The 15,599-nt window shown below is 54.2% G+C and carries 16 protein-coding genes; 8 read left to right on the forward strand and 8 right to left on the reverse strand.

From position 1 onward, the window contains the following. Positions 1-10: 10 nt before the first annotated feature. The 3 genes from fliP to ACOSDM_RS06695 form a co-directional block, all read right to left on the reverse strand. Positions 11-805 (reverse strand): flagellar type III secretion system pore protein FliP, encoded by a 795-nt coding sequence (gene fliP, locus ACOSDM_RS06685; RefSeq protein ID WP_420723725.1) that lies wholly within the window; start codon positions 803-805, stop codon positions 11-13. Then, positions 802-1,203 carry a flagellar biosynthetic protein FliO gene (locus ACOSDM_RS06690; protein ID WP_420723726.1) on the reverse strand — a complete coding sequence of 134 codons (402 nt, stop codon included), beginning with the start codon at positions 1,201-1,203 and terminating at the stop codon, positions 802-804. The genes fliP and ACOSDM_RS06690 overlap by 4 nt, the downstream gene beginning before the upstream one ends. A gap of 119 nt (positions 1,204-1,322) precedes the next feature. Then, positions 1,323-1,670, reverse strand: a complete 348-nt coding sequence (locus ACOSDM_RS06695; protein WP_420723727.1) for an EscU/YscU/HrcU family type III secretion system export apparatus switch protein — start codon at positions 1,668-1,670, stop codon at positions 1,323-1,325. Between the two features lie 385 nt (positions 1,671-2,055). Between ACOSDM_RS06695 and flgB the strand changes: the two genes are divergently transcribed. From flgB to recA, 8 genes are all read left to right on the forward strand, one after another. Then, positions 2,056-2,463 carry a flagellar basal body rod protein FlgB gene (gene flgB, locus ACOSDM_RS06700; RefSeq protein WP_420723728.1) on the forward strand — a complete coding sequence of 136 codons (408 nt, stop codon included), beginning with the start codon at positions 2,056-2,058 and terminating at the stop codon, positions 2,461-2,463. 65 nt (positions 2,464-2,528) lie between these two features. Next, a complete protein-coding gene (gene flgC, locus ACOSDM_RS06705; RefSeq protein WP_420723729.1) occupies positions 2,529-2,939 on the forward strand; it encodes a flagellar basal body rod protein FlgC in 411 nt (136 codons plus the stop codon). 133 nt (positions 2,940-3,072) lie between these two features. Next, positions 3,073-3,393 carry a flagellar hook-basal body complex protein FliE gene (locus ACOSDM_RS06710; protein WP_420723730.1) on the forward strand — a complete coding sequence of 107 codons (321 nt, stop codon included), beginning with the start codon at positions 3,073-3,075 and terminating at the stop codon, positions 3,391-3,393. 79 nt (positions 3,394-3,472) lie between these two features. Beyond that, entirely contained in the window at positions 3,473-3,739 is a 267-nt protein-coding gene (gene fliQ, locus ACOSDM_RS06715) for a flagellar biosynthesis protein FliQ (protein ID WP_420723731.1), read from the forward strand. A 22-nt stretch (positions 3,740-3,761) separates the two neighbouring features. Then, positions 3,762-4,523 (forward strand): flagellar biosynthetic protein FliR, encoded by a 762-nt coding sequence (fliR, locus tag ACOSDM_RS06720; protein ID WP_420723732.1) that lies wholly within the window; start codon positions 3,762-3,764, stop codon positions 4,521-4,523. 17 nt (positions 4,524-4,540) lie between these two features. After that, positions 4,541-5,617 carry a flagellar biosynthesis protein FlhB gene (gene flhB, locus ACOSDM_RS06725; RefSeq protein WP_420723733.1) on the forward strand — a complete coding sequence of 359 codons (1,077 nt, stop codon included), beginning with the start codon at positions 4,541-4,543 and terminating at the stop codon, positions 5,615-5,617. After that, entirely contained in the window at positions 5,614-7,683 is a 2,070-nt protein-coding gene (locus ACOSDM_RS06730) for a response regulator (RefSeq protein WP_420723734.1), read from the forward strand. The genes flhB and ACOSDM_RS06730 overlap by 4 nt, the downstream gene beginning before the upstream one ends. A gap of 230 nt (positions 7,684-7,913) precedes the next feature. Further along, on the forward strand, positions 7,914-9,014 hold the full coding sequence (recA, locus tag ACOSDM_RS06735; RefSeq protein WP_420723735.1) for a recombinase RecA: 1,101 nt from the start codon (positions 7,914-7,916) through the stop codon (positions 9,012-9,014). Positions 9,015-9,049: 35 nt separating this feature from the next. Here recA and rsmA read toward each other — a convergent pair whose 3' ends face one another. From rsmA to lptG, 5 genes are read right to left on the reverse strand one after another with little or no spacing between them, the layout of a single operon-like run. Beyond that, on the reverse strand, positions 9,050-9,937 hold the full coding sequence (rsmA, locus tag ACOSDM_RS06740; RefSeq protein WP_420723736.1) for a 16S rRNA (adenine(1518)-N(6)/adenine(1519)-N(6))-dimethyltransferase RsmA: 888 nt from the start codon (positions 9,935-9,937) through the stop codon (positions 9,050-9,052). Next, positions 9,934-10,959: a 4-hydroxythreonine-4-phosphate dehydrogenase PdxA gene (gene pdxA, locus ACOSDM_RS06745; protein ID WP_420723737.1), complete on the reverse strand. Its 1,026-nt coding sequence runs from the start codon at positions 10,957-10,959 to the stop codon at positions 9,934-9,936. Before pdxA ends, rsmA begins: the two co-directional genes overlap by 4 nt. Next, the gene (locus ACOSDM_RS06750) at positions 10,956-12,275 is read right to left on the reverse strand and encodes a peptidylprolyl isomerase (RefSeq protein WP_420723738.1); all 1,320 of its coding nucleotides are present in this window, start codon (positions 12,273-12,275) and stop codon (positions 10,956-10,958) included. Before ACOSDM_RS06750 ends, pdxA begins: the two co-directional genes overlap by 4 nt. After that, a complete protein-coding gene (locus ACOSDM_RS06755) occupies positions 12,275-14,497 on the reverse strand; it encodes an LPS-assembly protein LptD (protein ID WP_420723739.1) in 2,223 nt (740 codons plus the stop codon). The genes ACOSDM_RS06750 and ACOSDM_RS06755 overlap by 1 nt, the downstream gene beginning before the upstream one ends. After that, positions 14,497-15,597, reverse strand: coding sequence for an LPS export ABC transporter permease LptG (lptG, locus tag ACOSDM_RS06760; RefSeq protein WP_420723740.1), 1,101 nt, complete (start codon positions 15,595-15,597; stop codon positions 14,497-14,499). Before lptG ends, ACOSDM_RS06755 begins: the two co-directional genes overlap by 1 nt. Positions 15,598-15,599 lie beyond the last annotated feature (2 nt).

The raw sequence follows: 15,599 nt of genomic DNA on the forward strand, positions 1-15,599 counted from the left end.
AGGTGGTTCATTAAACCGGGTTGAAGCTTTGAACCAAACTGCCCACGACCAGATACCACCCATCGACAAGCACAAAAAAGATCAGCTTGAAGGGCAGGGATATCATCACCGGGGGCAGCATCATCATCCCCATGGACATCAGGATCGACGCGATAACCATGTCGATCACAACGAACGGAACGAACAGCAGAAACCCGATTTCGAAGGCCCGTTTCAGTTCTGAAATCATAAAGGCCGGGATCAGCGCTCGTAGGGGGGTATCCTCAGGGTTCTCAACCGCAGGCATGCCGCCAATATCCATGAACAGCATCAAATCCCGATCCCGAACATGGCGCAGCATAAAATCCCGGAAGGGTGCAATCGCCAGATCAAAGGCTTCCTGTTCGGAAATGCGCTCCTCTATCAATGGCTGAATGCCTTCGTTATAGGACCGTTCCAGGGTGGGCTGCATGATGAAAAAGGTCAGAAACAGCGCCAGGCTGATCAGGACGGTATTGGGCGGCGTTTGTTGCGCGCCAAAGGCAGTGCGCAGCAAAGAAAACGCGATGATCAACCGGGTGAAACTGGTGATCATAACCAGCAAGGACGGCGCTAGGGACAGGACCGTCAGCAAGGCAACCAGTTGCACCAGTCTGCCGGTTACAGTGCCGCCTTCGCCGATATCGATGTTGATCGACTGCGCCAGACTGGGGCCTGCGGGCAGCACAACCGCGGAACCGACCAAAAGCAACATCGCTGTCGCCAGCAGTCCTGCTGCTGGAATTAACCGCCCCTTCAGGGCCTGAAAAAGCCGTGCTGGGATCATTGCGACGGGGTCTCCTGATCCGGGGCTTTGTTCTCGGTTTTGCGGGTGCTGATGCGGCGCACCACATCGTCAAATCGCCGAACGACGCCATTGGGGGCAGGGGGGGCTGTTTCTCCCTGTGCAGGCGCGGCATCAATCCCGGTTTCAATCGCCAGGTCCGATTGCGCCCCTAGCAAAAGCAGGTGTTCCATCCCGTCACGGCGTACCAGAACCAATCTGCGCCGCGGATCCAGCGTCAATGAATCAACAATATGCAGGCGTTTTGCAGATCCCGCACGGGGGCGGGCAACCATCATGCCCCCTGGCCCGAAACGCTTCAGCAGGACGGCACACAGCCCAATCAGGCCCAATACAAATATCAGCGCCAGAGCAAATTGCAGATAATCTGCCGGGTGCATACCAGGCTCCAATACGGATGGCGGCGCAATCAGCGATTATCGACCCAAGTCCAAGTGGGGCGGCGCTGATCGGCCCGTTCACAGTCCAATGTCAGGGGGCAGGCGATACCATATTAATGCTATGGAAGCGGCGGCACCGGTGCCGACTGACCATTCAAAGCGTAAACGTAGCGCAGGATTTCCGCCACCGCGATGAAGGCCTCAATAGGAATCTCTTCCCCCACTTCTGTTGCTGAAAGCAGTTCTACCAGATCGGAATCCGATTGCACTGGTATGCCGGACGCTAAGGCCAGTTCTATAATTCTTTCAGCTAGATAGCCTTCGCCGCTGGCGCTGACAACAGGGGCTGAATCAGCATCATTGGGCTTATAGGTCAGCGCAACCGCATTCTTTTTCTGACCCTTTTGGTTTTGGCTATCGGCACCATCATGCGCCGTCTGGTCGGTTGGTGTCGAAGATCGCGCCATGTGTCTGCTCCGTTCTGATATGGGTATTTAGGCTGAAAACCATATTAATATCAATGGTTTTTCCTGGATCATTGATCTGCAGAATTCAACACATTAAATGTAATCAGGTATTTGTTTTAATATAACTTTAAATATGTGTAATTTAATTTGTTCGTTACATTTAAATTTAGAATATAGATTATTATGGTATATTTATATTTGATTAATTGATGTAATTGATTATGGTAATGCATGATATTATTTAGATAAATATGGATAGCGTTCCGAATCGTTTGGTTGAAAGTGAAACTGGCACGCTGTTTGCTTATACTGCTGTATTCAAGGCTGTGTGGTGGAGGAGAGACCCAATCACAGCCGGGTGAGTGCCAGAGAGAGGAGAGAGCCCATGTCTATTGGTGATAGTGCAATTTTCGGCATGATGTCCGAAAAAATGTCCTGGCTGAGCCAGCGTCAGCGGGTGTTGTCCCAGAACATCGCCAACGCCGATACACCGGATTACAAGGCCCGCGACATTGCGAAGCTGAGTTTCACCGACCAGATGGCCCGGCAGAATATGAAGGTTAATCTGACGGTCACAAATCCCGAACATGTCAGCCTGCCCGATGCGAATGACAAATTCCAGGAAGGGGCGGCCGGCACGACCTACGAAACATCCATTTCTGAAAATGGTGTCGTGCTGGAAGAGCAGATGATGAAACTGGGGGCGACCGCCGGTGAATATAACATGGCCACCAACATCTATCGCAAATATCTGGCGCTGCATCGCACCGCCCTTGGCCGTGGCCAGGGATGATTGAGGCGCGGGTGTAAGAGAGGCCAGGGTAAGAGAAGCCGGGTAAGGAAAAAGGGAGTTCAGTCATGGATGATTTTAATGCATCAATGTTTATCGCGGGATCCGGCATGCGGGCCCAGGGAATGCGCCTGCGGGTGATTTCAGAGAATATCGCGAATGCGGATTCGACCGCTTCGACCCCAGGGGGGGATCCGTATCGCCGCAAGGTAATCACCTTCAAAAACAAGATGGACGAGGCACTGGGCGCAGATGTTGTTCAGGTCAAACAGATTGGGGAAGACAATTCAGATTTTGATCTGAAGTTCGATCCGGCCCATCCTGCGGCGAATGAGGATGGTTATGTCCTGTTACCCAATGTCAGCACATTGGTAGAGAGCATGGATATGCGTGAGGCGAGCCGAAGCTATCAAGCCAATTTGCGCGTTGTTGAAACTGTAAAGGGAATGTTCGCCCAGACTGTCAGCATTCTGCGTTAGGCTTTTGCTGGATGGCCGTGTCATCTGCGGGGAGGAGAGACCCTGGCCGGTGACATGATGGGAAACAAGAGTGGGATTGAGGAGAGGGGCGTAATCGGGTTAAGATGCCCGTGCGCTGTTAAGGAGAGAGAGCATGGCCATAGATCCGATGAGTGCCGCTGCGGCCTATCGCGCGAATGCGACGGGTCCGAATATGTTCCATACCGGCAGCCAACCACAGGCTCAACCCGCGTCCGGGTCCAGCTTTCTGGATATGGTCAAGGGCGTTGCCGAAGATGCCATGCAGTCTAACTACAAGGCGGAAGAAGTTACCGCCCGTGCGATGGCTGGGCAGGCCAATGTGACCGAGGTCGTGACCGCCCTGGCTGAGGCTGAATCAACCTTAAGCACCGTTGTGACTGTGCGTGACCGGGTGATTTCTGCCTATCAGGAAATTTTGCGGATGCCGATCTGATCATCCTGTACTGGGGCAGAATCGGTTAGATTGCAGGCACCCTGTTTGGTGACAGGGTGAATTTTGCGTTAGAGATGCCATGAACGAAGCACAAGCCCTCGATATCGCGCGGGAGGCGATTTACGCACTCCTTATCGTGTCCAGTCCTTTGATGTTGATTGGATTGGCCGTAGGTCTGGTTATCGCTGTGTTCCAGGCACTGACACAAATTCAGGAAGTAACGCTGACTTTCGTGCCTAAGATCATCATCATTTTTCTGGCTATGCTGGTGCTGCTGCCATTCATGTTGCGCCATCTTCAGGATTTGACGCTGTTTCTGATGGACCGGATCGTCGCGATTGGATGAGTCCTGACCCTAAGGTCCTGCCATGCTGAAAGCATTGCTGACGGCGGAAGTATTTACCGTCTTTATGGTATTCGCGCGGATCGGCAGCGCCTTTCTGACCTTGCCCTCAATTGGCGAGTCTTTCCTGAATCCCCGTGCCCGGTTGACCTTGGCCGTGCTGCTGTCCCTGGTGGTCGCGCCAACGGTTGAACCTTTGATACCGGCCATTCCCGCGCGCCTGTCTGATATGTTGGGATTGATCTTTATCGAAATTCTGATCGGCATTTTTATTGGTGCCGTGACGCGGGTTCTGTTCATGGCCCTGGCGATTGCAGGGTCAATTTACAGTTTCATGAGTGGCCTTGCCAGTGCCCTGATCTTCAATCCTCTGGCATCGGATCAGGGGGCCTTGCTGTCGATCTTTCTGTCCCTGGTTGGCTTGCTGCTGATTTTTGCCACGGACACACATCATCTGTTGATCCGGGCAGTCGTTGAAAGCTATGTCCTGTTTAAACCCGGTGTTTATCCGATGGTGGGGGATATGGCCGATGTGATGACCCAGACAGTGGCGAATTCCTTCAAGTTAGGCTTTCAACTAGCATCCCCGATTGTGGTGGTCGGGTTGTTGTTTTATGTCCTGTTGGGGCTTCTGGCGCGACTGATGCCTCAGATGCAGGTGTTCTTTATCGCGATGCCACTGCAAATCATGATGGGGCTGTTTCTCTTGATGACAACGCTCAGCGCGATGATGATATGGTTCATGAAGCAGTTCCATGGGCTGCTGGGGCAATTTCTGCCATTCTAACGGGGCTTTAAGGCGCGATGTCGGAACAATCAGACGACTCCCAAAAAACAGAAGAGCCCACTTCCAAACGGCTGCGCGAGGCGCGCGAAAAGGGCCAGCTGGCCGTTAGCAAAGAGGTGAATACCTGGATCCTGTTATTTGGTACAGGCATCATGATTAGTTTTGTATTCCCGTCTTTGATGAATAATTTAACACAAATCTTGATCACTTTCCTGGAACGCCCGGACCAGTTGCTGGCGGATTATGGTGGTTTGGGCCAGGTCCTTTCAAAAATGCTGGTGGAGGTAGCGACGCTCTTGATGGTGCCGCTGGGGGTGTTTGTTGTTCTGGCTGTGATCTCAGGTGTGGCGCAGACGGGCTTTAACGTATCTGCAAAACCAATGGAGCCGGAACTCAGCAAACTCTCTCCCTTAAAGGGGTTGAAGAAGCAGTTTTCCAGCAAGCAACTGGTTGAATTCGTTAAGGGGTTGATCAAGATCGGCCTGGTTGGCGCGGTCGGAACCATCTTGTTGCTGCCAGAAATATCCAGACTGGACACACTGGCCAGCATGGAAGCAGCCGAACTGTTGTATGAGATCCAGATTCTGATCATTCGTGTGTTTATCGGGATATTGGCAATCCTGTTCGTGATCGCGGCTCTGGACGTTGTGTTTCAGCAATATCAACACATTAAACAGCTGCGTATGACGAAGCAGGAAGTGAAGGAAGAATATAAGAACACGGAAGGGGACCCACAGGTAAAGGGGCGCCTGCGACAAATCCGGATGCAACGATCCAGAGAGCGGATGATGCAGGCTGTACCAACGGCGGACGTTGTGATTACCAACCCGACGCATTTTGCTGTGGCGCTGTCCTATAAGCCCGAAACCATGGAAGCGCCTGTACTGGTTGCTAAAGGGCAGGATCTGATCGCCCAGCGCATTCGCAGCATCGCAGAGGAAAATGACATCGCCATTGTTGAGAATCCCCCCCTCGCGCGGGCTCTTCACGCGACTGTTGATTTGGATCAGGAAGTGCCGGCTGAGCATTTTGAGGCGGTCGCACAGGTCATTTCCTATGTGTTCAATCTGAAGGGGCGGAGGATGCCGACATGATCCATCGCCTGTGGGGCGCGCTTCTTGGGCGGGTGAAGCGGCGTCGAGTACAACAGGTGGGCGCTGAGCGATTGCAGGATATGGAAGACCATCATGTTGCCTTGTTGACCGCCGTCGGGGCCAGCACGATCAGTTTGACTCTTTCTGGCGAAGGCATTGCAACAGTGGCGGCTGTCTGTGATCCGCTAAACGTGTTTGATGGTCGTGTCGGACCCGACAGCACCGTTGAAGAGGTTGCCCGCATTCTGGGGGGCACCCGCGATATCAGTGATGCGCTGGATTTGGTTGTTGAACGCTGCAAATCAGCGTTGCACGAATTGGAACCTTTGCCGGAACCACCTGTTTTTGCCATTCCGGCGAAAAAGGGGCTGGACGGTGATCCGATTCGATGGATCAGCATTCGCGGCACCGCCCTGTCATCTGCCACTACGCCCGGGGAGGCACCTTCAGGAGAAGGGTTTTCCGGCATTCGGGTTCTTCTGATTTTAAGTGAGGTGACGCGCAATCGTCAGCGAATTGATGATATGGAACGCAAGCTGGCGCTGACGAACAGGGCGTTGGATCGTGCCCCATTCGGCCTGACCGTCATCGATGCGGATGGCCGCATGGATCAGGCAAATTCAGCGTTTCGGCGATTGATCGGGGGGCGCCCTGTTCAGGGGCGGGCGTTTCATGAGCTTTTTCATTTGGATGATCAGCCCCGGCTGTCCGTTCTTCTGGACCAGGTTCTGAAGGGGGTTGGCGGCGACAGACAAGCGCCAGAACCGATTGATATGCGCCTGGCCGCCACCCAAGAGCGCATTGTGACCCTGTATGCAAATCGCACGGCCTTGCCAGATCAGGACAGGCCGGGTGTTCTGTTCCATGTCTTGGATTCAACAGAGCGCAAAAGGTTGGAAAGCCAGTTTGCCCAGTCGCAAAAGATGGAAGCGGTTGGTCAATTGGCGGGCGGGATTGCGCATGATTTTAATAATGTTCTGACGGCCATTATCGGGTTTTGTGATCTCTTATTGCATCGTCACCAACCCGGAGATCCATCCTTTGCCGATGTCATGCAAATTCAACAGAATGCCAACCGGGCAGCCGGTCTGACCCGCCAATTGCTGGCTTTCTCGCGGCAACAGGCAATTCGCACCCGCGTGGTGGATGTCACGGATATGTTGGCAGAATTGTCCAATCTGTTGCGGCGGCTTCTGGGCGAAACAGTTGAACTGATGATTGTTCACGGCCGCGATTTATGGCCTGTAAAAGGTGATCGTGGTCAATTGGAGCAGGGCATCATAAATCTTGCCGTGAATGCAAGGGATGCTATGGAACGGGGCGGCAGGCTGATTATTCAGACCGATAATTTCGCTGCGGACCGTCCCTATCAGATGCGCGATCAGATCATGCCACCTGGCGATTATGTGATGATCACAGTGACCGACACGGGGTCTGGAATGACACCGGATGTTATGGGGCGGATTTTTGAACCCTTTTTTACCACCAAGGAGGTCGGGCAGGGGACCGGGTTGGGGCTGGCCATGGTTTATGGCAGTATCACCCAAATGGGCGGCTTTATCGTTACCCATTCTGACGGGGCCGGGAAAGGAACGTCTTTCAGTCTTTATTTGCCGCGCGCAACAGAGCTGGAACGTGTTGCTGCAGAGAATGAAGGCCATGCCCAGAACCCTGAAATGCCGACCGTGGATGACACAGGTGGGGAACGAATCCTGCTTGTTGAGGATGAGGATGCCGTCCGGCTCTTCAGTGCGCGGGCGTTACGGTCAAAAGGGTATGAGGTGACAGAAGCCCGTACCGGGGAGGTCGCCCTGGAAATTCTGAAGGATAAGTCCTTTGACCTGTTGGTGACGGATATGGTCATGCCGAAAGTGGATGGCGCGACCCTTATTCGAGAGGCGCGGAAAGAAAATCCTGACCTGCCGGTGATCTGTATGTCGGGCTATACCCGGGAGGCTGTGGCCAATGAGGTGGCGGAATTACCGATGGTGCGGTTCCTGTCCAAACCATTTTCATTGAAGCAGTTGACCGCAAGCGTAAGGGGCGCTCTCGAATCGGGCGACTAAATCCGCTGGGACGGACCACGAATTCCAACCCTTATCAAAAAAATCCAAATGTGAGTCGCTTAAGAACATCCGGGGCACACCAGGAACACAACTACAGGATTTTCTCTTTCTCCTGTGATTTCATATAGATAAAATGAGAATAAAAAAAGAACTTGCGGAAAAGAACAGAACATGTACGGTATCGCCAGTTGCATGAACAACGTGGCTGTGACAGGAAGGATATCGCAATCATGACACAAGCGGCATTGCGCCTCGTGGGCAAGGAAGACATGGACAAGCAGAAAGCATTGGAAGCAGCCTTGAGCCAGATTGAGCGTTCCTTCGGGAAGGGCTCTATCATGAAGCTGGGCCAGCAGGACAGTTTGGACATCGAAGCGATCTCAACGGGGTCTCTGGGTCTTGATATCGCCCTGGGGATCGGGGGCGTTCCGAAAGGGCGCGTCATTGAAGTCTTCGGGCCTGAAAGCTCGGGTAAGACCACGCTGGCCCTGCATATCGTGGCAGAGGCGCAAAAGGCAGGGGGCACCTGTTCCTTCATCGATGCGGAACATGCACTGGATCCGGTTTATGCCCGCAAGCTGGGGGTAAATGTTGATGAATTGCTGATTTCTCAGCCTGATGCCGGGGAACAGGCACTGGAAATCGCCGATACGTTGGTTCGGTCTGGTGCTGTGGATGTTCTGGTCGTCGACTCCGTGGCGGCCCTGGTGCCGCGGGCGGAGTTGGAAGGGGAGATGGGCGACAGCCATGTCGGTCTTCAAGCGCGCCTGATGAGCCAGGCCCTGCGGAAGCTGACCGGATCCATCAAGCGGTCTAATTGTCTGGTTATCTTCATTAATCAGATCCGCATGAAGATTGGTGTGATGTTCGGCAGCCCGGAAACCACGACTGGTGGAAATGCGCTGAAATTCTATGCCTCGGTTCGGCTGGACATTCGTCGCATCGGCCAGATCAAGGATAAGGACACTGTGGTTGGTAACCAGACCCGCGTGAAGGTCGTCAAAAACAAGGTGGCCCCGCCCTTCCGCATGGTTGAATTCGATATCATGTATGGCGAAGGAATTTCCAAAACCGGTGAATTGATTGATCTGGGCGTGAATGCCGGGATTGTTGAAAAATCCGGGGCCTGGTTTTCCTATGAAGGCACGCGCATTGGTCAGGGTCGTGAAAATTCCAAGCGGTTCTTAACGGAAAACCCGGATGTCGCCCAGAAAATTGAATCAGCCATTCGCTCCAATGCAGGTATCTTGTCATCTACAATGTTGGATGGCCCCGACCCGGTAGAGGCGAAAGAGGCGGATTTGTCACCAGACGACGCACCTGAGACGTGATCTGGTCTGTCTGACTTTACAATATGATATGCCTGTTATTCCGACGGTAGGGAGTTCCCTGCCGTCGGTTTCTTTTGTGCCTCAACAGCACTGGTCAGGGCGACAAATTCCGCGACGCTCAATTCCTCGGCCCGACGTGTCGCGGTGATACCGGCTGCCTCCAGCACCGTTTCGGGGGTTGCGACCAGGCTTTTCAGGGATCCCCGCAGCATTTTACGGCGCTGACCGAAGGCGGCCTGGGTCACTTGTTCCAGGGCCGCCATGTCACAGTCAACAGGCGCTGGTTTTTTTGGGATCAAAGAGACCACTGCCGATGACACTTTAGGCGGGGGCGTGAACGCCTGTGGCGGCAGGGTTAAGGAAATCCGGGTATCACAGCGCCAATTGCACAAGACCGACAGGCGCGAATAGGCCTGGTCGCCGGGGCGGGCGACAATCCGCTCTGCCACTTCCTTTTGGAACATCAGTGACAGGCTGGCGATATCCTGTGCCTTGCGTAACCAATTGATTAATAGGGGGGTTGCGATGTTATAGGGCAGATTGGCAACGATCTTCACCGGGCCTGGTCCAAGGGTGGTGTAGTCCATCGCCAGGGCATCGCCCTCGATAAGGCGTAAGCGCCCCTGGGACGCTTGTACCAGGGGGGCAAGTGCCTCCAGACAGCGGCGATCCTTTTCAATAGCAACAACGGAACTGGCCCCCTCACTGATCAGGGCGCGGGTCAAACCGCCCGGGCCAGGGCCAACTTCAATTATGGTTCCGACTGATAAATCGCCGGCACTGCGGGCGATTTTGCTGGTCAGGTTCAGGTCTAGTAGAAAATTCTGTCCAAGCGATTTCCGTGCCGCAAGGTCATGCGCTTTGATGACGTCCCGCAGGGGTGGAAGTGCGGCTAGGGCTGTTGAAACTGTCGTGTCGCTCATGATTTGGTACGGGCCATTGTCGCAGCCAGGCGCAAGGCGCTGATCAGACTGTCCGGACGCGCGATCCCTGTCCCTGCAATGTTAAAGGCAGTGCCGTGATCCGGCGATGTCCGGATAAAGGGCAGGCCCAGCGTGACATTCACCCCGCCATGGAAATCAAGTGTCTTTACTGGAATAAGTGCCTGATCATGATACATACACAGGGCCGCATCATAGGTGGCGCGGGCTTCTGCGTGGAACATTGTATCGGCGGGCAGGGGCCCCAGGATCGTCATCCCTTCTGCCCGCAACTGGTCCAGGGCGGGGGCTAGGATGGTTTGTTCTTCATCCCCCAAGGCGCCGCCTTCACCTGCATGAGGGTTCAGCCCTGCAACGGCAATGCGCGGGGCGGCGATCCCGAAATAGCGTTTCAGATCGGCATTCAGGATACGGGCGGTTTCTACAATCAAATCGCTGGTCAATATGGAAATGGCATCGCGCAGGCTGGTATGGACTGTGACAGGAATTGCCCGCAGGCCTTCTTCTGTCAGCATCATGCCCCCGGCAAGCATCATGACCGTGCGAGGGACGGCGGCCAGATCGGCCAGATATTCCGTGTGACCCGGATGGCGGAAGCCGCCCGCATATAATGCCGCCTTATGAATTGGGTTTGTGACCATCGCACACACCGTGCGGGCCTTGCATAAGGTAACGGCGCGATCAATTGAGGCCAGGACGGCATTGGTATTTGCCGGGTCAGGCTGTCCCGGATTCACCTGGACCGGAAGGGACTGCCGAAGGACCGGGATCGCGTCGGCAAAGACAGCGTTTGCTTCGTCTGGGCTTGTAATTTCAACGATCGGGACCCCACCCCCTAATGCATTATCCAGCGCCTGCAGGCGATCAGGATCATCAATAAGCAGAAAGGGCGGAATATCATCACTGTTGCGGCGCAGCCAGGCTGCGCGGGTGATTTCGCCGCCAATTCCGGCAGGTTCCCCCATGGTCAGGGCAATGGGCGCAAGGCGGGGCGTGCTGGTCATAAGCGGATGTCGATAAAGGCCTCGCGCCGCAAGTCCCGCAACTTTCTGCGCACCAGCAGTTCGAGACGTTCATTGGTCAAACGCGCATTCAATTGCTCGCGGCTGGGCAGTGTCAATCCGGCGTCCTGGCGATCACAAATAGTGACCATCACAACAGCCCGTCCCATATCAATAGGGTCTGATGTCTGTCCTGGCTGCAATCCGTCAATGGCCTTCTGCGTGGCGGCGGGCAATTCGGATATGGCGATATCTTCTGCGGCGGCAACACTGGTCTCAGGCCGCCCCTGGCCAAAAGATTTCAGCGCATCGCAACTGGTAATCGAGGCCTTTGCGGCGGTCAGGGCCGCCATGGCATCTGACTTGGTGGCCGACCCGCTGTCCTGGGGAATGCGCTGGATCAATTGAAACAGATCAACCTTCGCCTGACCGGGATCGCGACCAATGGTTTGGCTGTCGGTGACATATAGCAGGTAAAACCCGGTTATGCTGCGGATCGGGGCCGACACCATGCCCGGGGACAGCGATTGCAGGGCAGAGTCCAACTCATCTGGTAACTGACCCGGCGCGATCCAACCCAGATCACCGCCCGAACTGGCCGTACCGCTTTGCGAGAAGCTGCGCGCCAATGACGAAAAATCCGCCCCATTGCGGATTTGGTTCAAAAGGCGCTCTGCGTTGCTGCGGATTTCATTGGCTTCATCGGGGTTATCGATGCCCAGGAAGATTTCATACACCCGCTTCTGAGGTTGATCGGCGACAGCGGTCAGGCGTGCCAATTCCTCATCAATTTCTTCCTCGCCCACATCTATCTGACGCATCAGCCGTCGCCCGACATATTTGGCCCAGGCGATTTGGGCATTGTATTGATTTCGAAGGGTCTGGATATCAATTCCCCGGCTGGCCAACAGGCCGGCCAGCTGATTGGCGTTCATGTTATTGCGTTGGGCCAGGTTGCCAATTTCGGTCTCTATTTCCTGATCGGTGGCGGTGACGCTGTTGGCGGTCGCCTCCTGCAATTGCAAACGTTCATCAATCAAGCTGCGCAGAACCTGTGGCATCAGGCGCTGACGGGTTTGCGCGTCCAAGTTCAGGTTTGAAGACAGCGCTGCAAGGCGCAGTCGTTGCTCAAGATCCAGCACGGAGATAATGTCGTCGTTCACGACGGCCGCAATGCGCATCAGGTTATTTTGCGATTGCGCCTGTGCCGTAGAGATGGTGAAGGCACACACAATCAGCACGGCAATGGCTAGAAAGGTCCTGCCACAGCCAAGCCATGCCCTTGTGGGGATGTCCAAAAACATGAAGCGATCAGGCATTAAAAGGTAACCTCTCCCAACGTCTTATAGGTCAGTGTGAAGATGAAGGCATCTTCCTGTTCTATGTCGACGCTGTTGATATAGCTGCGCAGGTATCTGCCCAGGAAGATAAAGCATTCGTCTTCATATTTCAGGCTGGCAGTATGGCTCAGCGATCCGCCGCCATCTCTCAGATCCTGCAGCGTTCCAACCTCGGTCGTCCAGTTATCGGTCATCTGTGTGCTGACGTTAAGGTATAATTCTTCAATGGACGCAGCATCCGGACTCAGACTGTCTCTTATATAGGTATAGTTGGATGAAAAGCGAAGGCCGCTCCCGCCAGCTGAAAATCCAAGCTCGTTCCGGTTGGCCTTGAACTCATTCGCGGCATAATTAAAGCGATAGAATAATGAAAAATAATCATTTGGTGTGATTTCCAAACGTCCAACCCAGTCTGAACGTTCATTCTCGAGGCGCGCATCGGTGGCGAGGTCCTGATCGCTTCGGAAGCGATAGCTTTGACCGACGAATAGAGACAACCGCCCCCCATCATCCTGGAAATGCGACAGGTTGATCCCCGCCACGGCTTTCTGTCCGGTTTCTACGCGGTCCAGTCCCGGGGTCCTGTCAGCGGAGAAAACATTGATGTCATCGGTTTCAAAGACGGTGCTGTCGCTGTTAGGAATGTTTTCGGGGTTACCACCATTTGGCGAGGCATACAGGGCCACCATAGGTTCAATAACCTGGCGTCCCCCCACGGAATAGCGGGCCATGGGATACCGGGATTCCAAGCCCACTCTGGGAATGACACGCCCGGTCAAGCCATCGTCAACACTGCGCCCGGCTGAGTCAAAGCGGCTGTCCTGATCGACGTTATAGAGGTCACCCCGCAGGCTGCCGGATGCTGTCGTGACCAAACCCCAATCCGCGATAAATTCGCGTTCATATCCAGCACTTATCGAGAAACGCTGGCTGTCAGCGTCATCGCCATCCGTCAGACCGCGCGCATTGGCGTCCAGGGTCCAGCGGCCGCCATATTTTCCCGCGTCGCCCACGCCATTGTAATCCAGCAACGGCAGGATGATGGGGGTATCGGATCGCTGTCCCAGGCGCAGGTCCTGAAAGGAATAGGCACGCGCCGCCATATAGTTGCGCCCCCTGAACCCTTCGGCATAAACCGTCGATGTCATAGAATTGCCCGGGTCTTCCCAGAAGTTGAACTTTCTAAGATAGGTCTGGTCCGTCGATCGATTGATGTCCCAACCGGCGCGATAGGTCTCGCTCAAGTCAAATACGCCATCAGTGAAAATATGCCCGCGAAAGACATCATCTTCCTTGCGCACAAATGTCGGGCTACCGATGCTCTGATCCGCATAAGTAAAACTGCCGGATAGATTAATCCTGCCGGTATCAAAGGCTTGTCGATATTCCCCACCCATTAAGGCTTTTTGCTTTTCCGTAAAAATCGGGTCCAGGGTGATATCGACATCCGATCCAAGATTCCAGAAATACGGGGTTCTGAGGAACAAACCGGTATTGGTTTTGGTCCCAAAGGATGGTGTCAGAAAGCCGCTTTTGCGTTTAACGGTTGGATCCGGATGGGTCATATAGGGCGTGTACAGAACCGGAACCCCGAACATTTCCAACGATGCGTCATAATAGTCGATGGATTTCTCATTCTTGTCGTGGATGACACGATCCGCCTTGATCTGCCATAAGGGAGCTTTGCTGGGGTCATCCTTACAGACCTTACAGGGGGAATAGACGCCCCGCGCCATTTCCATTGTCGCACCATCTGTCCGACGCCCCCCGGCAGCGGCAATGCGGGCATTCCCGGCCAGCAGGATGCGAAGGTTTTCAATTGTGCCGTTTAACAGGTCTTCTGAAAGTTCAACATAATCCGCAAATATGACCTGTCCGTCTGGTTCCAGGATATTCACATTGCCAGAGGCCGTTACGGTCTTGGCGTTCTGGTTATAGCTTAACGTATCGGCCAACAGGACCCGATCCCCTTGCGCGATTTCAACGCTGCCGCGTGCAACAACGACACCCAGTTCCCGGTCTTGCGTGACCTCATCGGCTTTCAGCAGGATCGGCAGACCGTCCTCGTTGATGGTTTCAGCCGTATTAGGGGCAATCTGCTGTGTTTGTGACATGGCCGTACCGGCAGACAGGCAAAATCCACCCAAAGACAGACAGGTTACCAGCACAAACCGATGGGCGAACGACATAGGGGCGGTCATCACCCGTCCTCCAAGTGCAACAATGCAGTGATGCCCAACATCATGGCGACACCCGCAGGCATCCACGCCGCCAGGGCTGCGGGAATGCTGGCGGACATGCCTAATGCATGAACGATATTTGTGAAAAAATACAACAGAAAACCACTGACCACGCCCCCAATGATCATCATGCCTGTAGAGCTTCGCCGCGAAACCCGAATCGAAAAGATTGCTGCGATCAGAACCATGGCGCACAACAGTACCGGCATGGAAAGCAGACTGTTCAGATACAATCGGTGGGCATTTGCATTAAAGCCTGCCTGTTCCATCGTAGAAATGAATTTGGGGAGTTCCCAGAAGGACAAGGTGTCGGCAGAAGCAAAGCTGTCCTGAATACCCTCTATCGTCAATTCTGTCGCCAGACGATAGACATCGACGTGACGGGTTGCTTCGTCCGGGACGGAGATATAGGCGTCGTAAAGTTCCCAGTATCCGGCGCGCAATGTGGCCTTGGCAGCGTCGATCCTGCCGACAAATCGGTCGTCGCCTTCCAGCTGGAACACGATTACCCCCAGCAATTGCGCTTCGTCGCCGCTGCCCCTGACCGTATTTGCGTGGATCACGGCATGGGAATCCTGTTTGCCCTGGCGCAACCACACACCGGTGGACCCCATAGCGAATTCCGTATGATTCTTGCCCAGATACTTGCTTTCCATGTTCTCGTAATGTGAGCGCATTGCGGCGGCAAAAGGATTGAATGTTGTGATTAACACAACGCCAACCAGGAAGGTCAGGATCATGGGGGTCATCAGGAATTGCCAGGCTGACACGCCTGCTGCACGAGAAATCACCAATTCATTGGCTTTCGCCATGCGCCAGAACGCCATCATGCCCCCCAGCAGCACCGCGAATGGCAGCATTTCCTGCACCAGATTGGGTAATTTAAGCAGCGACATTTGAATGATAATGTCGATTGTCACTTCCTTCTGACCGGATGCGCGGCGCAGCAATTCGACAATGTCGAACATGGCTGCGATGGCGATCAGGGAAATGAAAACACAGATCATCCAGAACATGAACTGGCGACCCATATAAAAGGCGAGTGTTTTGGATATCCGCATCG

Source organism: Hwanghaeella sp. LZ110, assembly GCF_048892525.1.
Lineage (GTDB): Bacteria > Pseudomonadota > Alphaproteobacteria > UBA8366 > Aestuariispiraceae > Pacificispira.